Source organism: Hylemonella gracilis str. Niagara R (genome assembly GCF_000600295.1).
Lineage (GTDB): Bacteria > Pseudomonadota > Gammaproteobacteria > Burkholderiales > Burkholderiaceae_C > Hylemonella > Hylemonella gracilis_A.
The window spans coordinates 3,571,517-3,595,127 of the sequence record NZ_JEMG01000001.1 but is presented as its reverse complement, the minus strand read 5'-3'; the positions used below and the strand labels follow the sequence as shown (position 1 = coordinate 3,595,127).

The 23,611-nt window shown below is 64.8% G+C and carries 17 protein-coding genes and 2 tRNA genes; 11 read left to right on the top strand and 8 right to left on the bottom strand.

Translation table 11 applies throughout. The features are described from left to right. Window positions 1–75: 75 nt before the first annotated feature. The 4 genes from AZ34_RS16320 to AZ34_RS16305 all read right to left on the bottom strand — a co-directional run bounded on the left by AZ34_RS16320 (window position 76) and on the right by AZ34_RS16305 (window position 4,360). Window positions 76–1,059, bottom strand: coding sequence for a ribose-phosphate pyrophosphokinase (locus tag AZ34_RS16320; protein ID WP_035612013.1), 984 nt, complete (start codon window positions 1,057–1,059; stop codon window positions 76–78). Between the two features lie 86 nt (window positions 1,060–1,145). Further along, window positions 1,146–1,222 (bottom strand) — tRNA-Gln (locus AZ34_RS16315). Window positions 1,223–1,325: 103 nt separating this feature from the next. After that, window positions 1,326–2,315 (bottom strand): 4-(cytidine 5'-diphospho)-2-C-methyl-D-erythritol kinase, encoded by a 990-nt coding sequence (gene ispE / locus AZ34_RS16310; protein ID WP_035610044.1) that lies wholly within the window; start codon window positions 2,313–2,315, stop codon window positions 1,326–1,328. Between the two features lie 110 nt (window positions 2,316–2,425). Further along, a complete protein-coding gene (locus AZ34_RS16305; protein WP_035610041.1) occupies window positions 2,426–4,360 on the bottom strand; it encodes a tetratricopeptide repeat protein in 1,935 nt (644 codons plus the stop codon). Between the two features lie 97 nt (window positions 4,361–4,457). Between AZ34_RS16305 and mutM the strand changes: the two genes are divergently transcribed. Together mutM and mutY are read left to right on the top strand one after the other, a co-directional pair. Next, window positions 4,458–5,285, top strand: a complete 828-nt coding sequence (gene mutM, locus AZ34_RS16300) for a bifunctional DNA-formamidopyrimidine glycosylase/DNA-(apurinic or apyrimidinic site) lyase (RefSeq protein WP_035610039.1) — start codon at window positions 4,458–4,460, stop codon at window positions 5,283–5,285. An 11-nt stretch (window positions 5,286–5,296) separates the two neighbouring features. After that, window positions 5,297–6,385: an A/G-specific adenine glycosylase gene (gene mutY / locus AZ34_RS16295; RefSeq protein ID WP_081767262.1), complete on the top strand. Its 1,089-nt coding sequence runs from the start codon at window positions 5,297–5,299 to the stop codon at window positions 6,383–6,385. Here mutY and rapZ read toward each other — a convergent pair. The 3 genes from rapZ to AZ34_RS16280 form a co-directional block, all read right to left on the bottom strand. After that, window positions 6,382–7,326: an RNase adapter RapZ gene (gene rapZ, locus AZ34_RS16290; protein ID WP_035610030.1), complete on the bottom strand. Its 945-nt coding sequence runs from the start codon at window positions 7,324–7,326 to the stop codon at window positions 6,382–6,384. The two genes, mutY and rapZ, sit on opposite strands and share 4 nt — an antisense overlap. A gap of 33 nt (window positions 7,327–7,359) precedes the next feature. Next, window positions 7,360–9,048, bottom strand: a complete 1,689-nt coding sequence (gene recN / locus AZ34_RS16285) for a DNA repair protein RecN (RefSeq protein ID WP_035610028.1) — start codon at window positions 9,046–9,048, stop codon at window positions 7,360–7,362. 62 nt (window positions 9,049–9,110) lie between these two features. Beyond that, a complete protein-coding gene (locus AZ34_RS16280; RefSeq protein WP_035610025.1) occupies window positions 9,111–10,046 on the bottom strand; it encodes an NAD kinase in 936 nt (311 codons plus the stop codon). Between the two features lie 120 nt (window positions 10,047–10,166). On the opposite strand from AZ34_RS16280, the gene hrcA reads away from it, so the two are divergent. From hrcA to AZ34_RS16235, 9 genes are all read left to right on the top strand, one after another. Continuing rightward, a complete protein-coding gene (gene hrcA, locus AZ34_RS16275; RefSeq protein WP_035610022.1) occupies window positions 10,167–11,186 on the top strand; it encodes a heat-inducible transcriptional repressor HrcA in 1,020 nt (339 codons plus the stop codon). An 82-nt stretch (window positions 11,187–11,268) separates the two neighbouring features. Next, window positions 11,269–11,345 (top strand) — tRNA-Ile (locus tag AZ34_RS16270). A gap of 62 nt (window positions 11,346–11,407) precedes the next feature. Then, on the top strand, window positions 11,408–12,418 hold the full coding sequence (locus tag AZ34_RS16265; RefSeq protein ID WP_035612010.1) for a sensor domain-containing diguanylate cyclase: 1,011 nt from the start codon (window positions 11,408–11,410) through the stop codon (window positions 12,416–12,418). A gap of 254 nt (window positions 12,419–12,672) precedes the next feature. Further along, entirely contained in the window at window positions 12,673–14,910 is a 2,238-nt protein-coding gene (locus tag AZ34_RS16260) for a TonB-dependent siderophore receptor (RefSeq protein WP_231495555.1), read from the top strand. Between the two features lie 68 nt (window positions 14,911–14,978). Further along, window positions 14,979–16,133, top strand: coding sequence for a PepSY-associated TM helix domain-containing protein (locus AZ34_RS16255; protein ID WP_035610018.1), 1,155 nt, complete (start codon window positions 14,979–14,981; stop codon window positions 16,131–16,133). Continuing rightward, complete coding sequence (locus AZ34_RS16250) at window positions 16,130–16,333, top strand: hypothetical protein (protein ID WP_035610015.1); 204 nt, start codon at window positions 16,130–16,132, stop codon at window positions 16,331–16,333. Before AZ34_RS16255 ends, AZ34_RS16250 begins: the two co-directional genes overlap by 4 nt. Before the next feature lie 76 nt (window positions 16,334–16,409). Further along, window positions 16,410–20,024: an ATP-binding protein gene (locus tag AZ34_RS16245; protein WP_035610011.1), complete on the top strand. Its 3,615-nt coding sequence runs from the start codon at window positions 16,410–16,412 to the stop codon at window positions 20,022–20,024. After that, entirely contained in the window at window positions 20,021–21,031 is a 1,011-nt protein-coding gene (locus AZ34_RS16240; RefSeq protein ID WP_035610009.1) for a response regulator transcription factor, read from the top strand. Before AZ34_RS16245 ends, AZ34_RS16240 begins: the two co-directional genes overlap by 4 nt. A 40-nt stretch (window positions 21,032–21,071) precedes the next feature. Further along, a complete protein-coding gene (locus AZ34_RS16235) occupies window positions 21,072–22,565 on the top strand; it encodes an AMP nucleosidase (RefSeq protein ID WP_035610006.1) in 1,494 nt (497 codons plus the stop codon). Window positions 22,566–22,622: 57 nt separating this feature from the next. Here AZ34_RS16235 and AZ34_RS16230 read toward each other — a convergent pair whose 3' ends face one another. Beyond that, window positions 22,623–23,606, bottom strand: a complete 984-nt coding sequence (locus AZ34_RS16230; protein WP_035610003.1) for a Bug family tripartite tricarboxylate transporter substrate binding protein — start codon at window positions 23,604–23,606, stop codon at window positions 22,623–22,625. Window positions 23,607–23,611 lie beyond the last annotated feature (5 nt).

Sequence of the window (23,611 nt, the reverse complement as noted above, 5' to 3'; positions counted from 1 at the left end):
TGTGGTTCCGGTTTCAACAATACCCGCGTCTTTCGATGCGGGCGGCTTTTGGTCTCGCAGCGGGGCAGCGCCTGCTCACAGCAGCGGCGCGTCCTGCTCCGAGAACAAACTCAGGACCGATTCGCCTCGGGCGATGCGGTGGATGGTCTCCGCGAACAGCGGAGCCACGGACAGCTGACGGATCTTGTCGCAGGCGCGAGCGAGTTCAGCCAGCGGGATGGTGTTGGTCACCACCACTTCGTCGAGCGCGGTACTCTTGGAGATGCGCTCGATGGCCGGGCCGGACAGGATGGGGTGCGTGCAATAGGCGTAGACGCTCTTGGCGCCGCGCTCCTTCAGCACCTCGGCGGCCTTCACCAGCGTGCCGGCGGTGTCGATCATGTCGTCCATGATCACGCAGTTGCGGCCTTCGATGTCGCCGATCACGTTCATGACCTCGCTGACGTTGGCCTTGGGGCGACGCTTGTCGATGATGGCGAGGTCACAGTTCAGCTGCTTGGCCAGGGCGCGGGCGCGCACGACACCGCCCACGTCGGGGCTGACGACAATCAGATCTTCATAGTTCTGCTGGCGCAGGTCGCCCAGCAGCACCGGCGAAGCGTAGATGTTGTCCACCGGGATGTTGAAGAACCCCTGGATCTGGTCGGCGTGCAAATCCATGGTCAGCACGCTGGAAACGCCCACGGTCTGCAGCAAGTTGGCCACAACCTTGGCCGAGATCGGGACGCGGCTCGAGCGTGGGCGGCGATCCTGACGCGCATAACCGAAGTAAGGGATAACGGCGCTGATGCGCTCGGCCGAGGCGCGTTTGAGCGCGTCGACCATGATCAGCAGCTCCATCAGCGAGTCATTGGTTGGCGCGCAGGTGGACTGGACCACGAACACGTCGCGGGCTCGCACGTTCTGGTTGATTTCTACCGTGACTTCGCCGTCGGAGAAACGCCCGACAGTCGCCGCGCCCAGACTGATGCCCAGATGCTTGGCAATGTCCGCCGCCAGGGTGGGGTTGGCGTTGCCCGTGAAGAGCATGAAATCCGGGGAGGATGCTGTGTTCTGCATGGAAGAGCCCAGCGTGGAGACGTCGGAGGTGGAAGGTGGCAACGCGCTTGTTCTAAGCGTGGGTGACTGGTACGAATGCAGGAATTTGGCAGGGGAGGAAGGACTCGAACCCTCGCATGCCGGAATCAAAATCCGGTGCCTTAACCAACTTGGCGACTCCCCTACACAGGTCGACGGTCAGTCACCACAACCGCCCACCTCAAAACTCGTTCACGTCGGACTGAGTCCGAACTCCCTGACGCTCTCTTTTACTGGCCATCTGTCCGCTAGGCCCAATGGGCCAGTGGATGGATATCCAGACTGCTGCACCAGCGGATTTGCATCCGGTCCGGCACGGCAATCGCCGTACTGGAAAACCTGGCACGCACATGCATGTCAGGCGATACCCATGCAAACACCGCGCTGCCTGAACCAGTCATTCGTCCCGGCAAACCCAGGGAATTCAACCATTCCAGGGCTTGCGTGACACCAGGGCATAGCCGCTGGGCGACGGGCTGCAAGTCGTTGCGTGCCTCCTCAAGCAGGAATTTTCTGAAACGCTGCGCGCTTTGCTCGCGCCCAAGGTCGCCCGAATTTTCCACGCTTGCTGAGTCCACGCCGGAGTCAGCAGCAAAGCCTGTGATTGTAGCAGCAAAACTGTCGCGTTTCAAAGCCGGGTCACGGAAAATCGCAGCAGTCTCCAGGCCTGCTTCGGGCTTGACGACCAGCAGGGCATGGCCGGGCAGCAGTCGGGCGGGCTCCAGGTTCGTCGGCAAGGGCGTGAGACGCTCACCCACCCCTTCCACCCAGGCCGTGGCGTGCTTGGCATGTGCCGCGTGCAGGAAATAGGGCACGTCCGCGCCCAGGGTGAGGCCGATGGCCGACAACTGCTTCAGCCCGAGCTTGAGTTTCCACAGCCGATTGAGTGCCAACAGGGTCGTGGCCGCGTCGGAGGAGCCGCCGCCCAGCCCCGCTTGGGCGGGGATGTGTTTCGCGATCGCGATGTGCGCGCCGCCTGCATGGCCTGTGGCGGCCTGCAAGGCGCGGGCGGCCCGCAGCACCAGATCGTCTGCGGGCAAGGGCGTGGTCAAGTCTTCGCGGCTGAGGCCACCATCGTGCTGTCGGTGGGGGCGCGCCTCGAAGTGCAGGGTGTCGGTCCAGTCGATGAGGCTGAACACCGATTGCAGCAGGTGGTAGCCATCGGCGCGCCGGCCAGTGACATGCAGGAAAAGATTGAGCTTGGCGGGTGCGGAGACATCATGCAGGGAGGACGGCATGGCGGGCGAGTGTAGCGTTGTGATCGGCCCGCGCCTCGGGGGGCAGTCGGTCCCGAGGCGCAGGCCGCCCGATGGCCTGCTGCCGGTGTATGGCTGTGGCCCAGGTCCGCTCAGGGCTTTTTGACGCCCAGGCGCTGCAACGTTTCGAGCAGGGTTTCGTTGTCGGCGTTCAGTTCCAGCCCTTCGCGCCAGATCTTGCGCGCTTCGTCGCGCTGGCCCAGGCTCCAGAGCACCTCGCCGAGGTGGGCGGCAATCTCGGCGTCCGGCCGGCCCGCATAGGCCCGTTTCAGCAGGCGCATGGCTTCTTCCCTGTTGCCTTCGCGGAAAGCCACCCAGCCGAGGCTGTCGGTGATGAACGGGTCCTCGGGGGCGGCGTCCAGGGCTTTCTGGATCAGCGCGCGCGCCTCGGGCAGGCGCATGTTGCGGTCGGCTAGAAAGTAGCCCAGCGCGTTGTAGGCGTGGTGGTAGTCCGGCTTTTCCGCCATGATGCGGCGCAGGACGCGTTCCATCTCCTCTGCGCGCCCCAGCTTCTCGGCCATCATGGCCAGGTCGTAGAGCAGGTCGTAATCCTGAGGGGCGTTGCGCACGGCCTCGTCGAGCAGTGCATAGGCCTGGGCATGGCGCTTATGGTCGCGCAGCAGCTGCACCTGCGCCTGGAGCTTGCCGCGCGCTTCCTCGGGCGTGTCTTCCGGCAGGCTGCGCAGCATTGCCAGTGCCTCGTCCAAGCGGTTCTGACGTGCCAGCAGCCCGGCGCGTTGGCGTTGCACGCGCAGCAGTTCCTCTGCGTTGCCGGCGGTGTCAATGCGCGCGAGCCAGTCTTGCGCGCCCTTGTAGTCCTTGCGCTGTTCGGCGATCTGGGACAGTGCCAGGTAGGCCTGGGTCATGGCACGCTGGATGGCTTGCTGGCCCGCGCTGCGCTGGAGCAGTGGGCCCTCGCTCGTCTCGTCAGCACCGTCTTCGTCGTCCGCCCCATCCTGATTGCGGGCGGCAGCGGCTTGCTTGCGCTGGGCCTCCATCAGGGTGAGGAAACGCTTCAAGGACTTTTCCGCGTTGTTCGGGCGTTTGTCCTGCAATTCCAGCATGCCCTGCAACAGCCATGCATCGGCCAGATCGGGCTGCTCCTGGGTGACGATCTTCAGCTGGGCCTGGGCTTCGGCGTAGCGTTGCGCGTCGACCAGGGTGCGCGCGTAATTCAGGCGCAGTCCCGCGGAGGCAGGCGCGCTTGAGGCGAAATGACGTGCCAAGAGTTCCTTGGCCTCGTCCCGCTGCGGCGCGTAACGCGCGGGCAGTTGGGGCGAGAGCAAGGCCATGGCCAGCAACAAGGGTTCAGGCGCACGTGGGTCGAGTGCCGCGCCGCGCCGTGCGGCCTCCAGCACGCCCACGGGGTTGTCTGCTGCCAGGCGCATGCGGCCCACCGCGCTCCAGGCCGCAGCGCCGGTGGCCCGGTCGATCGGCGTGGCCTGGGCCGCGGTTGGATTGAGCTGGGGCTGCAAGGCCTGCTCCAGCACGCTGGCGGCGCGGGCCTTGTCATTGCTGCGGGAAAAGTAGAGCGGCAGCGTGGCGACCAGTGTGGGGCGTTCCTGCGGCGCGGCCAGTGCGAGCGCACGCTGCAGCGGCCCCACTGTGTCGTCCAGTCGATTCAGACCTAGCAGGATCTGCAAGAGGTAACGGTTGGCTTCGGCGGAATCGGGCTGCGCCTTGGACCAGTCGCGGGCAGCCTGCAGCGCGGAATCACCGGCGCGTGCGCGCAGGGCGATTTCGATCGCACGCAGGTACAAGCGCCCATCATCGGTCTTGCGTGCGGCGTTGAGCAGCAGGGAATAGGCCATGCCCGATTCACCCTGCTGCACGCTTAGCTCGCCCAGCAGCAACTGGTAAAAAAGCTCACCATCCAGCGATGAGTTTTCCACGGGTGGCGCCAATTCTGGCTCTGCCGCCTCCTTCGTGTTGGGGGGCGTGGCGGGCGCTGCGTGGGTGGAGGAAAACAAAAGCGCCAGCAATGCAGGCAGGAGCAGGGCGGGCAGGCGCGGGCGTAGGGCAGACATAAGCGATCCGAATCGGTGCGGGTCATGATAAGCCAAGGCGTGCGCCGCTTTTGTACCTCTTCATAATGTCCGTTTTTGCCGCGACTATTCTCGAGTCATGCCTGAATTGCCCGAAGTCGAAGCCACCCGTCTGAGCTTTGCGGACCGCATCACGGGGGGGCGTGTCCTGTCCGCCAGCGTGGGCTTGCCCTTGCGCTGGCCCCTGGGCATCGCCCCGGCGCAATTGGTCGGACGGTGCGTGCGGGGTGTCCGCCGGCGCGGCAAGTACCTCTTGTTGGATCTGGATGAGGGGCTGCTGCTGCTGCACCTGGGCATGTCCGGTAGCCTGAGCTTCACCGGCGAGGATGCGCAAGCCCCTAGGCCGCGTGGCCCGCACGACCATTTCGATCTGCAGACTGATCGTGGCCTGCTACGCCTGAACGATCCGCGCCGCTTCGGCGCCGTGGTCTGGGCCGCGAGCGACAGTGCGTCGATTGCGCGCAAGCTGCTGGATGGCCTGGGTGTGGAGCCGCTGGATGCGAGCTTCGAGGCTCGTGCCTTCCACGCCGCGCTGCAAAAACGCAGAAGCGCCATCAAGCAGGTGCTGCTGGCGGGCGACGTGGTGGTGGGCGTGGGCAATATCTACGCGTCCGAGGCGCTGTTCCTTGCGGGCATCCGACCCACGCTGTCCGCGGCGCGCATCAGCGGGCCACGCGCCGTGAAGCTGCACGCCGCGATACGCGATGTGCTGGGCCGGGCCTTGGCCGCGGGAGGCACCACGCTGCGCAACTACAGCAACGCGGTCGGCGAACGCGGCAATTTCCAGTTCGAGGCCAAGGTCTATGGACGCGCGGGGCAGCCGTGCACGGTCTGCGGCAGCCCCATCAGATTGATGCGGCAGGGCCAGCGGGCGACCTATTTCTGCGTGCAATGCCAGAAAGCGTGACTCGTAGAAACATGACAGTTACCGAGTTGATGGAGCAGGGCGAGGCGGCGCAGTGGTCCGACCGACTGCTGCGCTGGCAGTCCGTGCATGGCCGCCATGACTTGCCCTGGCAGAACACCCGCGATCCTTACCGGGTCTGGCTCTCGGAAATCATGCTGCAGCAGACCCAGGTCGCGACGGTGCGTGACTATTACGCCCGTTTCCTGCAGCGCTTTCCCGACGTGGAGGCCTTGGCTGCGGCGCCGTTGGATGACGTGCTCGCGCTCTGGAGCGGCCTGGGCTACTACAGCCGGGCGCGCAACCTGCATGCCTGCGCGCAGAAAGTGGTGGCGTTGCACGGAGGTGCATTCCCGCGCGACGCGTCTACTTTGCAGGAATTGCCGGGCATAGGCCGCTCGACGGCGGCGGCCATCGCGTCCATCTGCTTTGGCGAACGCGTGGCGATCCTGGACGGCAACGTCAAGCGCGTGCTGACGCGCGCCCTGGGCTTCGACGGCGACCTGGCGCTGACCGCGCAGGAGAAGGCTTTGTGGAAGCTGGCGGATGAGCTGCTGCCCCGTGAGGACCTGGATCAGCGCATGCCCCGCTACACCCAGGCGGTGATGGACATGGGCGCCACCGTCTGTCTGCCGCGCAAACCGGGCTGTCTGATGTGTCCGCTGGCCGACCTCTGCGTGGCGCGCCGTGAAGGCCGTCCCGAGGCCTATCCCGTCAAGACCCGCAAGCTCAAGCGCACGGCGCAATCACTCTGGCTCTTGTGGGCGCGGACGCGTGACGGCGCGGTCTGGTTGCGCCAGCGGCCCGCGTCCGGCGGCGCCGACGATGCCTTGAAAAGCGTGTGGGCGGGTTTGTATTGCCTGGAACTGTTCGACAGTTTTGAGTCCTTGCAAGCGGCCGTGCCGGCCAGGCAGCGCGACGACTTGAATGAGCTGCCGGTCTTCAAGCATGTGCTGACGCACAAGGATTTGCATTTGCACCCCGTACGCGTGGAGTTGCCGGCATCCGTGACGGTGTCAGGGCAAGGCTTCTGGCACGCGGTAGACGCCTGGCCCGCGCTGGGCCTGCCGGCGCCGATACGGAAACTGCTGGAGCAGGGTTAGCCGAGTTCCCGATGCCGCTTGAGCGTGGTCCAGCGCGTCGCGAAGCGCTGCGCCAGTTCCTCGACCAGATAGACCGAGCGGTGCTGGCCGCCGGTGCAGCCGATGGCCACCGTCACGTAGCTGCGGTGGTTGTGCAGCAGGGCGGCCAGCCATTGGTTGAGGAAACGTTCGATGTGCTGGCGCATCTGGTCGACTTCGGGCTGGGCGCGCAGATAGTCGATGACGGGCTGGTCGCGTCCGGTCAGGTCCTTCAAGGCCGGCTCATAGTGCGGGTTGGGCAGCATGCGCACGTCGAACACATAGTCCGCGTCCACGGGGATGCCGCGTTTGAAGGCGAAGGATTCGAACACCAGGGTGAGCGAGTTGCCCGGCAGGCGGATGGCTTCCTTGATATAGCTTTGCAGTTGCGCGGCGCGCAGCACGCTGGTGTCGATGACCTGGGCCTGGTCGCGCAGGTCGGCCAGCAGTTCGCGTTCGAGTTCGATGGCTTCGATCAGGGCGCGATTGGGGTCGGCCGCCTCGCCCACGGCGCTTTCGTCTTTGCCGATCGACGGCGCTGCCTTCTTGTCATTCGCGTTTGCCGTCTGCGTTCCCGAACGGGCGATGGCGCCGGGCGCGCTGGACAGCGGATGCTTGCGGCGGGTCTCGGAATAGCGGCGCACCAGGGTGTCGGTCGCAGCATCGAGGAACAGCGACTTGATCGTGTGTCCCTGCTCACGCAGCGTATTCAGCAGGGCGGGCAACTGCGGCAGCGAGGTGGCGCTGCGCACGTCCATGGCGATGGCGACATGGCGGGCCCTTTGCCGCTGTTCCAGCGCGACGAAAGGTTCCAGCAGCTCCGGCGGCAGGTTGTCCACGCAGTAATAACCGGCGTCTTCGAGGGCGTTGAGGGCCACCGATTTGCCGGAGCCGGACATGCCGGTGATGAGGACGATTTCCATGCGGCAATTCTGCCTGTGCCGGTCCGGGTCTGCTCAAATCAGACCGGGTTGTCCCTGGTCCTGCAGCATTTCCTTGGCGTGGGCCAGGGTCGCGCCGGTCAGGCGCTCGCCGCCGAGCATGCGCGCGATTTCCTGCACCCGCGCCTCACCCTGCACCGGGGCCACGCTGCTGAGCGTGGCGCTGCCTTCGCGCTGCTTGGACACTTGCAGATGGTTGTTCGCGCAGGAGGCGACTTGCGGCAGGTGCGTGACGGCCAGCACCTGGCGGTCACGACCCAAGCGTTGCATCAGACGTCCCACGGTCTCGGCCACCGCGCCGCCCACACCGGAATCCACTTCGTCGAAGATCAGGGTCTGTGCTGCGCCGAGCTGGCTGGTGGTGACGGCGATGGCCAGCGCGATGCGCGACAACTCACCGCCCGAGGCCACTTTGCCGATGGGCCGCGGCGTGCTGCCCGCGTGCCCGGCCACCAGGAATTGCACTTCTTCCAGGCCGTGCGCTTGGGGTTGCTCGCTGGTCAGCAGGGTTACGTCGAAACGGCCGCCTTCCATGCCCAGGCCTTGCATGGCCTGGGTGATGGCCTGGGCCAGGCGGGGTGCGGCGGTGGCGCGGGCCTGCGAGATGGCCTGCGCCGCGTGCATGTAGGCCGCGCGCGCATCCTGCTCTGTTTTGTGTAGCGTCTCCAGGTCGGCCGCGGCGTCCAGGCGGGCCAGCTCTTCGCGCCAGCCCGCGAGGGCGGTGGCCAGTTCCTCCGGCGCGCGCTTGTACCGGCGGGCCAGGGCCACCCACTGCGTCAGCCGCGCGTCGAGTTCGGCCAGGCGTTCCGGGTCCAGGTCGGTTCGGCGCAGGTAGGAGCGCAGGCTGTGCGCGCTGTCTTCCACTTGGGCGAGGCTGGAGGCCAGCACTTCTGCGAGGGCCTTGAACTCGGGCTCCAGGTGCTCCTGATTTTGTAGCGACTGGCGAGCGGCACCGAGGGCGTATCGGGCGCCGCCGTCCGCGCCGTCGTCGCCGCCGTCCAGCGCGTCCAGTGCGGTCTGGGCGGCGTCCAGCAGGGCCTGGGCGTGCGCCAGGCGGCCGTGGTCGGTGTTGAGCGTCTCCCATTCACCGGCTTGGGGATCGAGCTTCTCCACCTCGCCGATTTGCCAGCTCAGGCGCTCGCGTTCGCTTTGCAGCTTGTCCTGAGCGGCGCGGGCGTCTTCCAGCGTTTTCACGGTCTGCCGCCAGTGCGTCCAGGCCCGGGTCAACGCCTCGGTGTTGATGCGGCCATACGCATCGAGCAGGCCGCGCACGGCCTCGGCGCGGGTCAGGCTTTGCCAAGCATGCTGGCCGTGGATGTCGAACAGCTGTTCGCCCAACTCGCGTAGCTGCGTGGCGGTAGCGGGGCTGCCGTTGATCCAGGCGCGGCTTTTGCCCTGGGTGTCCACGGTACGGCGCAGCAGCAGCGTGGCGCCCGGGTCGAAACCGGTGTCGAAACCGGTTGCTTCCAGCCAACCGTTGTAGAGCTGGCATTGGTCGAATTCCACGCTCACATCGGTGCGTGAGGCCCCCTCGCGGATCAGCCCCGTGTCGGCGCGCGCGCCGGTGACGAGTTGCAGCGCGTCGATCAGGATGGATTTGCCCGCGCCGGTTTCGCCGGTCAGCACGGTGAAGCCGGGCGCGAATTCGAGGTCGAGTTCGCTGATGATGACGAAGTCCCGCAGGACGATTCTCTTAAGTGCCATTTGCGTGACGCTCCTCAAACGGTGGCTTGCCAATCAACCCAGGCTGGCAGCCAGGTGGTGAGTCAAGTTTCATTCCAGTGCAATTTCTTGCGCAGGGTGTCGAAATAGCTCCAGCCGCGCGGGTGCAGGAAGCGCGCGGTGCGTGCCGAGCGACGGACCAGAATGCGGTCACCCTGCTGCAGGGCCGTCAGCGTCTGCATGTCGAAATTCACCATGGCTTCGCGCTCGGAAACGATCTCCAGTGACACCTCCGAGTCCGAGGGCAGCACCACTGGCCGGTTGGACAAGGAATGCGGCGCGATCGGTGCGAGTACCCAGCCGGCGATGGCGGGGTGCAGGATGGGCCCGCCGGCCGAGAGCGAATAGGCCGTGGAGCCGGTGGGCGTGGCCAGGATGAGCCCGTCGGCCCGGTGGTTGGCGACGAAACGACCATCCACTTCCACATGCAGCTCCACCATGCCCGAGGAGTTGCCGCGATGCACCACCACGTCGTTCATGGCCAGAGCGTCAAAGACACAGCTATCGCCGTCCGGCCCAGGGCGCAGTACCCGGGCTTGCATCAGGGCGCGGCCTTCGGCCTCGTATTCCCCGTGCAGCATGGGCGGCAGCACGCTGGCGTAGCTCTCCAAGGAAATGTCGGTGATGAAACCCAGGCGGCCGCTGTTGATGCCGATCAATGGCAGACCCTGGTCCGTGCCAGGGTGGAACAGCACCCGGCTGGCCCCCAGCATGGTGCCGTCACCGCCCACCACCAGAGCCAAGTCGCAGCGCGCGGCGATGTCCTCCAGCGCCAGCGTGGGCAACCCTTCCAGGCCATCGGCGGCGGTGGCCGTCTGGGCTTCCACCGCCACGGCACAACCCTGGGCCTGCAGCAGGGCTGCGATGCCGCCCAGCGCCGGGCGTGCCCGCAAGCTGGTCGCGCCCGGGGTACCGCCTTGCTGCTGCGGGGCGAGCGGGTAGCGGCCGATCAGGGCGACTTGGTGGAATTGCAGGCTCATGGTGGAAACCGGTGATATGTATCAATATACAGTATTGGCGCCGACTTTCAATCCCGCCACGCCCCTGTTTTGCAAGAATGAAGCGGGCGTGCACAGGGCGCATCGTTAGAATGATTTTCCATGCTGGATGACCGTGCCAAGTTGCTGCTGAAGACGCTGGTGGAGCGTTACATCGCCGATGGGCAGCCAGTCGGTTCGCGCACACTGTCGCGCGCATCGGGGTTGGAGCTGTCGCCTGCGACCATCCGCAATGTGATGTCCGACCTGGAAGAGTTGGGGCTGATCGCCAGCCCGCACACCAGTGCCGGGCGGGTGCCCACGGCCCGGGGCTACCGGCTTTTCGTCGACACCATGCTGACGGTGCAGCGCGAGCAGATGGCCACTCCGGAATTCGCACCGCACCAGCTCGTGCCCGACCAACCGCAGAAAGTCATCAGCAGCGCGGCCAATCTGCTGTCATCTCTATCGCAGTTTGTCGGGGTGGTGGTCGCGCCGCGCCGTTCCTCGGTGTTTCGCCACATCGAATTCCTGCGCCTGGGCGAGCGGCGTATTCTCGTCATCCTGGTTTCGCCCGAGGGCGATGTGCAGAACCGCGTGATCTTCACCGGGGCGGACTACTCCGCCTCCCAACTCAACGAGGCCGCCAACTACCTCAATGCCCACTATCTCGGCCTCACGCTGGAACAGGTAAAAGAGCGCCTGCAGGGCGAGGTCGAGAAGCTGCGTGGCGAGATCGCTGCCTTGATGCAGGCGGCCGTCACCGTCGGGACCGAGGCCATGAGCCAGCCGCAGGAGGAAGTGGTGATCGCGGGCGAGCGCAACCTGCTGGCGGTCAGCGACTTTTCCAGCGACATGAGCCATCTGCGCCGGGCTTTCGATCTGTTCGAGCAGAAGGCGCAGATCATGCGCCTGCTCGACAGCGCGGGCCAGGCCGAGGGCGTGCGCATCTTCATCGGCGGCGAAAGCCAGGTCGTGCCCTACGAGGAACTGTCCGTGGTCAGCGCGCCGTACGAAGTGGACGGACAGATCGTCGGCACGCTGGGTGTCATCGGCCCCACACGCATGGCTTACGACCGCATGATCCAGATCGTCGACGTCACGTCCAAGCTGCTGGGCAACGCGCTGAGCCATGGCAAATAAGCACGCGGCAAGGTCGGCGGGCGCCGTGCTGCCTCTTACAATCCCCCACTTCGCAGGCACGGCGATCGCGGTGCCTGCGTGGGGGGCGTTAGCTCAGTTGGTCAGAGCAGGGGACTCATAATCCCTTGGTCGCTGGTTCGAGCCCAGCACGCCCTACCAATCAATCCACCCAGCAAGGCCGGGCAGGGATGTTTCGCGAAGGCCGGCGGCACAATGCTGCGATGGACCCCATCCTTGACCGCCTTGCCACTTCCGTCGCCACGGCCCGATCCGTCGAGGAATTGACGCGGCCCCTGCTGGAGTTGCTCGAAGCCGCCACCGGCCTGGAGTCCACCTACCTGACGATGGTAGACCTGCAGCAGGGCGTTCAGAGCATCCTGTTCTCCAGGAATACCAGCCAGCTCGAAATGCAGGAAGGCCTGAGCTTCCCCTGGGAAGATTCCCTGTGCAGGCGGGCCCTGGAGTCCGGGCCGCTCTGCACGGACGATGCGGATGTGCGCTGGCCGGAGGCTGGCGCCGTGCGCCACCTCGGCGTTCGGACCTATATGAGCACGCCCGTGTACCTGGGGGATGGCGCCATGTACGGCACCCTGTGCGCCGCGAGCACGGACCGTCGCCCCCAACCAGCGCAGGCGCAGCGCCTGCTGAAACTGTTCGCCGCCCTGATTGCCCATCAGATTGAACGCGAACAACTTGTGGCGCAGTTGCTGCAAGCGAATGCGCGCCTGACGGCCTACGCGACCACGGACCCGCTGACGACGCTGTCCAACCGCCGGGCCCTGCTGCAGGAACTGACCCGCCAACTGGCCCAGGGCAAGCGGCAGAAATTCTGGGTTCTGGTGGCCTTCATCGACCTGGATGGTTTCAAGGCCATCAACGACCAGCATGGCCACGGCGTGGGGGACCAGTTCCTGGTCGAGATGGCGAATCGACTGAAGGTGGCCTTGCGAGCAGGCGATTTCGCCGCGCGACTCGGCGGCGATGAGTTCGTCGTCGTGGGGCAGGGGCCGGCCGACGCCCAAGCGGTCGAGGAAGCCAAGCAAGCCTTCCATTCCCGCGTGTCCGGCGCCACCAGCGGCCGCTTTCAGCTGGGTCCCATCACGATGGACTACGCTGGCGCCAGCGTGGGCATGCTGGCCGTCGAGCCAGGTCAGCACGATCCGGACGAGGTGCTCCAGCGGGCGGACTTGCTGATGTACCAGGTGAAGGCGACCAGGCGTTCACAGGGGTGATCTCACGGCCCTGGCCGCTTGGGCGGCGCGGATTGCATCTCTTGCACCGACCGGTTTTCGCATAGAGGTATGCATGTCCAGTCTGCACGCTGACCTCAGATCTGGAACACGGTAGGCGACGCCCCAGCCGTTGGCTGCGAACCACACTGGGGCGCGAAAAATATTGTATTTTTAATGGTAGTAATTATCATTGTCTGTTGCCTTCTTTTTATCGAAGGTGAACCCGTCGTTAGGCGATGAGGGGCGTGAGCCCCTTGAACATTGATGTGAATAAGCACAAGAAAATGAACAAAGCACGCGCAAAAATTGAAATGGCGAGCACAAACTTCCGTTCTGACCTCAGCAAGAAGCCGGTTGCACAGGCAGCCCTGCTGGCCTTGATGGGGATGGCATGGATGATGCCGGCTGCGGCGCAAACCGATGCATCGTCTGCTGATGCTGCCAATGTAAAGACGCTGGAGGCTGTGACGATCACCAGCCAGCGTGAAGCGCGGGTCAGCACCGGCGCCACGGGCCTGAATCTCGAAATCAAGGAAACGCCGCAGTCCATCAGCGTGGTGACGGCGGAGCAAATCAAGGATTTTGGTGTCACCAATCTCAATGACGCCTTGCGCTTGGGTACAGGCATACAGGTCGAGGAGACGGAAACCAACCGCACTCAATACACAGCGCGTGGTTTTGACGTCAAGAACACTCAGATTGATGGGGTTGGGATGCCCAACGACTGGGGCATCGTGACTGGCGCAATGGAGTCTTTTGGCTACGAAAAAATCGAGGTCATCCGCGGCGCGAACGGTTTGTTGACCGGCGTGGGAAATTCCTCGGGCACGATCAACTATGTGCGCAAGCGCCCCACTAATAACGAACAGGGTTCAGTGGGTGTGAGTTATGGCTCATGGGCCACCAAGCGGATTGAAGCGGACTATTCTTCGCCGTTTACAGAGGATGGCCGTTGGGCCGGTCGGGTGGTTGCGGCACGTGAGGAGGGTGGGTCCTATCTTCGTAGCTACGAAAAAGAACGTACCTTTTTCTACGGTGTGATCGATGGGCAGATTGGTGACAACGGCGTGCTGACACTGGGGTATTCCCATCAACAGTCTGACAGCACGGGCAATACCTGGGGTGCATTGACGTTCATGAACAGCGATGGCACTCAGAACGAGTGGAAGCGTGGTGCCTCGACGACACAGGATTGGACTTTCTGGGATACCAAGACCCAGAACGCATTCATGGAGTACGCGCATCAATTGAGCGTGGACTGGCAGTTGAAGTTGACCTACAACCACCGTCGTGTCAGCAACGACTCCAAGCTGTTCTACGCGACTGACTATCTGGGTGATGGCATGGACCCGGTCACTGGTGAAGGTTTGTACGGCTATCCATGGTGGGGCAAGGACAAGCTGACCGAGGACATGGCTGCGGCTACGATCAATGGTCGGTACGATCTGTTCGGGCGTCAGCACGAAGCCATGTTCGGCGTTAGTTTGTCCAAAAGCAAGGGAACGTATGACCAGTACGCCGCCACCTATGCCAATGCTGGAGATCTGAATGGTGATGGCTACAGTGACGGATACATCGAGATGCCCGGATTCCCGTGGGCTGGAAACGTCATTCCCGAGCCTGTCTGGGGCAGTCTGTCTACCTATCGCATCAACAAACAACGCATGACGCGTGCCTACGGCGCAACCCGCGTCGTGTTGGCTGATCGAATCAAGGCCGTGCTTGGCGCCAATTACACCGAATATCACCGTGAAGGTGTGAGCTATACGGTCGAATTTGACCAGACGGAAGGAAATGTCAGTCCCTATGCTGGATTGACCTATGACTTCACTGACAAACTGTTGGGTTATGTCAGCTATTCCGACATTTATCAGCCGCAAGATCAGTCGGATGCAAATGGCCGTTATCTGGAACCGACCAAGGGCGTGAACTACGAGGTAGGTGTGAAAGCGGATTGGCTGGACAAGCGCTTGCTGACCACGGTGGCCGTGTTCAGGGCAGAGCAGGACGGCTTGGCTACTGGAGCGGGGTACAACTCCAAGAACGAGTATTACTACAAGGGTGTTGATGTCGAGTCCACGGGCCTGGAATTCGAAGCCGTCGGCAAGCTGAACAGCTACCTCGATCTGACATTCGGCTACACCGCGCTGAAGTTGGACGGCGAAGACGGTGACGACACTTACGCATGGGTCCCGCGTCGAACCGCCAACCTGATCGTCAGCAGCCGATTGCCGGGCTACACCGCAGTGACGCTGGGTGTGGGTGGCCGTTGGCAGAGCGAGATATCCAACGTCGAGTCCAATGACTACACGGTGCGCCAGGACAGTTATGCGGTGCTCAATGCGTTCGCCGCGTGGCGGGTCATGTCCAGCACCACTTTGCGTTTCAACGTCAAGAACCTGACCGACGAGAAGTACATCAACACCCTGCGCTATAGCGGTCATTATGGCGAACCACGTAACTATCAGGTTTCTCTGAATCACCAGTTCTGACCGAAATTGGGCGACGACTGACCTTCTGAAACAGAAGACGCCTCCGGGCGTCTTTCCCATTCATCCTTATGCAACAAAAAACCATCAAAACTTGGTCCTGGCTGCACAAGTGGACCAGCCTCGTCTGCACGGCCTTCATGTTGCTGCTGTGCCTCACAGGTCTGCCGCTGATCTTCCACCACGAGATCGGGCACCTGCTGGGCACGGAGGTGGAAGCGCCGGAAATGCCCGCGGACACGCAGCGCGTCAGCGTGGACAAGGTGATGGCGGTGGCGAAGGCGCAGCATCCGGATCGGGTGGTGCAGTTCCTCTTCCCCGACGAGGACGACGCGAACATCTGGTTCGCGACCATGACGCCCACGCCCGCGCCCACCGACGATTTCCGTTCGGTGGCCATTGATGCCCGCACGGGCGCGGTGTTGGCCCAGCCCCGGTTCGACGAGGGCTTCATGTGGGTGATGTTCAAGCTGCACGTGGACCTGTTCGCCGGGTTGCCGGGCATGCTCTTCCTGGGTTTCATGGGCCTGTTGCTGCTGGTGGCCATCGTCAGCGGCGTGGTGCTCTATGGCCCCTTCACGCGCAAGCTGGAATTCGGCACGGTGCGCCGAGAAAACAGCCCGCGCGTCAAATGGCTGGACTTGCACAACCTGCTGGGCATCGTCACCCTGGTCTGGCTGTTTGTGGTCGGGGCCACGGGGGTCATCAACACCTTGGCCGATCCGTTGATCAAGTACTGGCAGTACGACCAGCTCAGCGGTCTGCTGCAGCCTTATCAGGGCAAGCCGCCTGTGCCCGAGGCCGAGCGCGGCTCGGTGCAAGGGTCATTGGACGCCGCCTTGCGGCATGTGCCCGGCAAGGAACTGTCCTTCATCGCTTTCCCGGGCACGGCCTTTTCCAGCCCACACCACAACACGGTGTTCCTCAAGGGCAACGAGCCCTTCACCGCGCGCCTGATCCAGCCGGTGTTGGTTGACGCCAAGACCAATGAGGTGACGGCGGCGCCGCCTTCGCCCTGGTACATCAACACCTTGCTGGTGTCGCAGCCGCTGCACTTCGGCGACTACGGCGGACGACCCATGCAGATCGTCTGGGCGGTGCTGGACATCGCGACCATCATCGTGCTGGGCAGCGGCCTTTACCTCTGGCTGGCCAAGCCCCAGGGCGCGGCGCGCCGTCGCCGGGACGAAACCGCGCAGGCGAATGAAAGCGCGGTGGTGTCATGAGCGATCAGCAACAGGAACTGAGCGGACCAGCCGTCTGGACCTGGCCTGTCGTGCTCGGCGTACTGACGGCAGTCGGCCTGATCGCGGCCTTGTTCAGCGAGGATGGTTTCGGTGACATGCTGGCCGGCGTCTGCCTTTGGGTGCCGGCCTTGGTCGGTCTCTGGTACGGCTGGCTGCGTCGTCGTCGCCCCGCCGACTGAGCCGACCGAACGCCGCGCCGCAGTTCGCGGGTTTGTCGGGGGCCGTGCGTGGCACGGTTCCTGAATGTCAAGGGGCATGGATGCCTCAGCCCGAGCCCAAGCTGTTGCCGCTGCCTCGGACGGGGCGGCGGCGGATGTGCCCGTCCAGACCATCGTCAAGGTCCGGCGCGACTACAACGCATGGGTGGCCAGTGAGACGCTGGAGGATTACGCGCTGCGCTACACGCCCCAGCGCTTCCGCAAGTGGAGCGCCTGGAATGTGGCCAACACGGCGGCTGGCGGGGCTGCGTCTTTCCTGATCCTGGAGGCCGTGGGCGCAACGCTGCTGGTGCAGTATGGCTGGGCCAATGCCGCGCTCGCCATCCTGGCGACCGGCCTCATCATCTTCCTGGCCGGCCTGCCCATCAGCGTCTACGCGGCGCGCTACGGGGTGGACATGGACCTGCTCACGCGCGGCGCGGGTTTTGGCTACATTGGCTCGACCATCACCTCGCTGATCTACGCCAGCTTCACCTTCATCTTCTTCGCGCTGGAGGCCGCCGTCATGGCCTACGCACTGGAGTTGGCCCTGGGCATTCCCCCGCGCTGGGGCTACCTGGTCTGCGCGCTGGTGGTCATCCCGATGGTGACGCACGGAGTTTCGGTCATCAGCCGCCTGCAGGTCTGGACCATGCCGTTGTGGCTCTTGATGTTGGTGGTCCCCTTCGTCACGGTTCTGGTGCTCGATCCGCACGCCTTCGATGGGGTTGTGCACTATTCCGGTGATCGCAGTGGTACGGCTGGTGTGAGTGCGCTGCATTTTGGTGCCGCCTTGACGGTGGGCGTGGCCCTGATGACGCAAATGGGCGAGCAGGCTGACTACCTGCGCTTCATGCCCGCCCGCACTTCCACCAACCGCCTGCGCTGGTGGGCGGGGGTGCTGGCCGGCGGGCCGGGCTGGGTGTTGCCGGGTGTGCTCAAGATGCTGGGCGGCGCCTTGCTGGCCTATCTGGCGCTGAGTCAGTCCGTGCCGGCGGACCGGGCGGTGGATCCGAATCAGATGTACCTGGCGGCTTACGAATACGTGTTCCCGCATTACGGCTGGGCGGTGGCCGCGACGGCGCTCTTCGTTGTGATCTCGCAGCTCAAGATCAATGTGACGAACGCCTACGCCGGCTCCCTGGCCTGGAGCAATTTTTTCTCGCGTCTGACGCACAGCCATCCGGGGCGCGTGGTGTGGGTGGTGTTCAACACCCTGATCGCCTTCCTGCTGATGGAAATGGACGTGTTCCAGGCCCTGGGCGACGTGCTGGGGCTCTACAGCAACATCGCAATCGCCTGGATGATGGCCGTGGTGGCGGACCTGGTCATCAACAAGCCGTTGGGCCTGTCGCCCAAGGGCATCGAGTTCAAGCGTGCGCACCTGTACGACATCAACCCCGTGGGCGTCGGCGCGATGGCGCTGGCTTCCCTGGTTTCGGTCACGGCCCACTTGGGGATGTTCGGGCCTCTGGCCCAGGCCTATTCGGCCCTGATCGCGCTGGGCGTGGCTTTCATCACCTCGCCCCTGATCGCCTGGGCCACGAAGGGGCGCTACTACATCGCGAGAGAAGCAGGGTTCCCGGACCAAACGTTGCGCGCGGCATCCATTCCCCCAAGGAGTTCTCCACCGACTTGGACGGGCCCTGACGTGGTGGGCATTGGCGCGACGGAAGCAGGCGCCTACCTGGGCGCGAAGCTCCAGCGCTGCGTGATCTGCGAGCGCGAGTACGAAGGGCCGGACATGGCGCATTGCCCGGCTTACCAAGGGGCGATCTGCTCGCTGTGCTGCACGCTGGACGCGCGTTGCGGTGACCTGTGCAAACCGGAGGCCAGTTTCTCGGCGCAGTGGAATGGGGTGCTGCAGCGTTTGTTGCCGCGTGCGCTCTGGCCCTATCTGGACCGCGGACTCGCACATTTCCTGTTGCTGATGCTCTTCACCGCGCCCCTGCTGGCTGGGGTCTTCGCGCTGTTCTACCAGCAGGAGTTGCAGGGCCTGATGCACCGCGGCCTGAGTTCCGCTGCCGAGTTGGGGGCGGCCGAAGCTGCCTTGCGTTCCGCTTTCCTCAAGGCCTATGTGGCCTTGCTGCTGGTCGCGGGCACGGTGGCTTGGTGGGTGGTGCTTGCGCACAAGAGCCGGCAGGTGGCGCAGGAGGAGTCCAACCGCCAAACCGCGCTGCTGCGCCGCGAAATCGACCTGCACCAGCAGACCGACGCCGCCCTGCAGGAAGCGCGGCGCGTGGCTGAGGAGGCCCAAGGCATCGCGGAGCACGCGCGTCGGCAGGCCGAACAGGCCAACCAGGCCAAGAGCCGCTACATCAGCGCCATCAGCCATGAATTGCGCACGCCGCTCAACAGCATCCTGGGCTACGCGCAGCTCATGGGCGAAGACCCGCAGGTGCCCGCGCACCGCAAGCACGCGGTGCAGGTGATCCGGCGCGGTGGTGAACATCTGCTTTCGCTGATCGAAGGCACACTGGACCTGGCCCGCATCGAGTCAGGCAAGCTTACCCTCGACGTGAAGCCCATGGCCTTTGCCGACGTCGTGCATGAACTGGCCGCGATGTTCGAATTGCAGGCTGCGGCCAAGGGCTTGGCCTTCCGCTTCGTGCCCCTGTCCACCCTGCCTGAGCGCGTGCGCGCCGACGAAAAGCGCGTGCGCCAGATCCTGATCAACCTGCTGGGCAACGCCATCAAGTTCACGGCCCGGGGCGAGGTGACATTCCAGGTGCGCCACGCGCGCGAGATGGCGCACATCGACATCCGCGACACCGGCCCGGGCATGGCGCTGGAGGAAATGGAACGTCTGTTCGAACCCTTTGCCCGCACGGCGTCCGCACAGGGTACGTCCGGCGCTGGCCTGGGACTGACCATCGCCAAGATGCTGACCGACCTGATGGGGGGTGAACTCACGGTGCAGAGCACGCCGGGCCTGGGCTCGGTCTTCCACGTCAAGCTCTTCCTGCCCGAGGTGCACGCCGCCTTGCCTACGGCCCGGCCGGCCTTGCCCAGGCCGCCGCGCCGTGGTTACCTCGGCGCGCGGCGCCATGTGCTGGTGGTGGACAACGAAGAGCCCGACCGCGAGATGCTCACGCAACTGCTGGTGCCTCTGGGGTTCGTGCTGCGCACCGCGTCCAGCGGCCATGACGCGTTGGACCTGTTGGCCGCAGGCTACCAGCCCGACGCCATCTTCATGGACTTGGCCATGCCCGGCATCGACGGCTGGGAGACCATCCGCCGCTTGCGGCGCATGAAGGGCATGGCCCAATTGCCCGTGGCCGTGGTCTCGGCCAATGCCTTCGACAAGGGCCTGGAAAATGACGCAGGCATCGCGGTGGCGGACTTCATCACCAAGCCCATCCGCCACAGCGAGCTGCTGGACTGGCTGGAACAGCGCCTGCAATTGCGTTGGACTGAACAGACACCTCTCTCGTCCCTGCCGTCCGTCACATTCGCTCCTGCGCCGGTCACGCCGCCTTCGGATGAACGGTTGGCCGAACTGAGGGAGCTCGCTGTCCTGGGTTACTACCGCGGCATCGTGCGCCTGCTCGACGACATCGAGGCGCAGAATCCCGTGCATCAGAGCTGGGTGGATCAGGTGCGCGGACTCACACGCGCGTACCGTTTCGAGGACATCCTTGCCCTGATCGATCCCTTGCCTCAGAAGACATGAGCGATACCCTGGACCAGGCCCTCAACCGTGCGCACAGCGACGTGGTGCTGATCGTCGACGACGTGCCGGACAACCTGTCGCTGCTGCACGACGCGCTGGACGAATCGGGCTGCACGGTGCTGGTGGCGCTGGACGGTGCCTCGGCCCTGCAGCGCGCCGTGCAGGCGCGGCCCGACATCGTGCTGCTCGACGCCATGATGCCGGGCATGGATGGCTTCGAAGTCGCGCGGCGCTTGAAGGCCGACGCGACCACGACTCACATTCCCATCATCTTCATGACGGGTCTGACCGAGACCGAGCACCTGGTCGCCGCGCTGGAAGCCGGCGGCACCGACTACGTGACCAAGCCCATCCGGCCCAAGGAAGTGCTCGCACGCATGCAGGTGCACCTACAGGGCGCGCGCGAGCGGCGCCAGGCGCGCAACGCACTCGACGCCTTCGGCTACGCCAGCGTCACCGTGCGTGCCAGCGACGGCCGCTTGATGTGGCAGACGCCGTTAGCGCGTGAACTGCTGGCGCGTTATTACGGCGAGCCCGCGCCGGGCCCGGCCCATGTGCCCGAGCCCGTGCTGGCCTGGTTGCGCCGCAGCGTCGAACATGCGCTGGAGGCCCAAGCCCGTGGCGAACCCCTGGCCGAACCGCCGCGCCTGAGCGTGGAGCAGGGCGCGCGTCGCCTCACCTTGCGCTTGCACCAGCGCGGCGACGATGCCCTCACGCCCGAGGCTGGCGGCGACTGGCTGCTCATCATGCAGGAGGCCTCGGACGAGTCCGTCATCGAAGCCATCTCCCTGAGCTTCCGTCTCACGGCCAAGGAGGCCGAGGTGCTCTACTGGGTGATCAAGGGCAAGATCAACCGCGACATCGGCGACATCCTGGGCAGCAGTCCCATGACCGTGAAAAAGCACCTGGAGCGTGTCTACGCCAAGCTCGGAGTGGAAACCCGCACGGCCGCCGCCGCGCTGGCGATGAACCGCATCCGGCAGTTGCATCCGCAGTTCGAGGGCTAGGGCCGGGCATGGGCGGCGTTGCCTGCGGCAGAATTGGTGCATGCACCACCTACCGCCTTTCATTTCACCCCAACCCTTTGACGATGCCGCAGCAGCCCTGGCCCAGGTCCAGCTGATCTATGACGCCAGCATCGCCCACCTGCGCGAAGGCATGCGGCGTTTTGTCGCCGGTGACGACAGCGCCGGGCCGGTGCGTGCGTTTTACCCCCTGGTGCGCATCCGCACGGACACCGTGCTGCGCCAACCGGTGGACGCCCAGGAGCGCCGCAGCTACGGTTTCGTGGCCGGCCCGGGCGTGTACGAAACCACGCTGACCCGTCCCGATCTCTTCGCCCGGTATTACCTGGAGCAGTTCCGCCTGCTGCTGCTCAACCATGGGGTGACGCTGGAGGTGGCGACCAGCCGCCAGCCCATCCCCGTGCATTTTTCCTTCGCAGAGAACGACCACATCGAGGGCAGCCTCAGCGCCGAGCGGCGCCAGAAGATGCGTGACTGGTTCGACCTGCCCGACCTCGAGGCCATGGACGATGGCATCGCCAACGGAACCCATGAGCCCCAGGCGGGGCAGCCGCAGCCTTTGTCGCTGTTCACCGCGCCGCGCGTGGACTATTCCCTGCACCGCCTGCGCCACTACACGGGCACGGTGCCCCGGCATTTCCAGAACTTCGTGCTCTACACGAACTACCAGTTCTACATCGACGAGTTCATCCGCCTGGGCCATGAGTTGATGCGGGACCCGGCCAGCGAGTACATCGCCTTCGTCGAGCCCGGCAACGTGGTCACGCGCCGCGTGGGCGAGGCTGCCGAGGCCGACGATGCCCTGGGCAGGGCCCCGCCCCGCCTGCCGCAGATGCCGGCCTACCACCTGGTGCGACCCGACGGCAATGGCATCACCATGGTCAACATCGGCGTCGGACCGGCCAATGCCAAGAACATCACCGACCACGTGGCCGTGCTGCGTCCGCACGCCTGGCTCATGCTGGGGCACTGCGCGGGCCTGCGCAACGGCCAGCAGCTGGGCGACTACGTGCTGGCCCATGCCTACGTGCGCGAGGACCATGTGCTCGACGAGGAGTTGCCGCTATGGGTGCCCATCCCGGCGCTGGCCGAGGTGCAACTGGCGCTGGAGCAGGCCGTGGCCGACGTGACCGAATTGCGCGGCGCGCAGCTCAAGCGCATTCTGCGCACGGGTACCGTGGCTACCACCGACAATCGCAACTGGGAACTGCTGCCCGAGAACCGCCCGCAGCGTCGCTTCAGCCAGAGCCGCGCCGTGGCGCTGGACATGGAAAGCGCCACCATCGCCGCCAATGGCTTTCGCTTCCGCGTGCCTTACGGCACCTTGCTGTGCGTGAGCGACAAGCCCCTGCATGGCGAGATCAAGCTGCCCGGCATGGCCGACCATTTCTACCGCGAGCGCGTGGACCAGCATCTGCGCATCGGCATCCGCGCGCTGGAGCTGCTGCGCCAGGGCGGCATCAACCAGTTGCACAGTCGCAAGCTGAGGAGTTTTGCCGAGGTGGCGTTCCAGTGAGTGCGGGAATGGAACTCTCCCTGCGGTCTCGCTTGGCGAGGCCGGGGGGGGACCGCCTTACTCCGGCCTGTAGCCACTGCTCTTGAGCAAAGAGGCACTCTCGGACACGTAGCGCTGGCTGTACTTTCTGAAGTCATCGACGCTTTCGATGACTGGATCGATCCCCAGTGGGGCATAAGCGCCAGACTTGACCAGCTGCCGGGTGGCTTCATTGATGGCCTTGTGCAGTGCCTGTTGCCGCTTGGCGGGCAGATCCTTCGGGCCCCAGACCCCGTACCAGGACTCCGCGACAAAGTTGGGGAAGCCGCTTTCGGCGGCCGTAGGGATCTCAGGCATCAGCGCGCTGCGCTTGGCCGATGTCACGATGATGGGCTTGACCTTGCCCGCCTTGGCCAGCGACTGCAGGGAGATGATGGAGTCGATCAGGATCTGGGTCGTGCCACCCGCGACGTCGGTCAGCGCGGGCGCAGTCCCACGGTACACAACGGTTGCAAGATTGAGTTGTCCCTCCTTGGCCAGCATCAAGGTCGCCAGATGGCTGGGCGCGCCCAGCGCGGGCAGGCCCGCGAACCACTTATCCGGCTCGGTGCGCGCAGCCTGCATGATGTCCTTGAGCTGGGTTTGCGGCAGGGTTGGTGAAATGACCATCAGCAAGGGGGCGGAGGCCGTTCGGGCGACGAAGCTGAAGTCCTTCAGGGGATCGTAGGGCGGCTTGGCCATGGCCTCGCCCGTCAGCACCTGGGTGGCCGCGGAGAACAGCAGCGTCAGGCCGTCGGCGGGCGCGGTTTGCACGGCCTTGCCACCGATGGTGCCGCTGGCCCCGGGGCGGTTGTCCACGATGACAGGTACCCCCAGGTCGGTCTGCAACTGCCGGGCCAACAGGCGCGCGGCGCTGTCGACGCCACCGCCCGCGGCGAAAGGAACAATGATCTTGATGGGGCCTTCAGGAAATTTTTCCTGGGCCAGGCCGCTGCTGGCGATGAGCAAGCCCATGAGTAAACCCATGAGCAAGCCCACAAGTTTCTGGATACGGATGTGCATGGTTG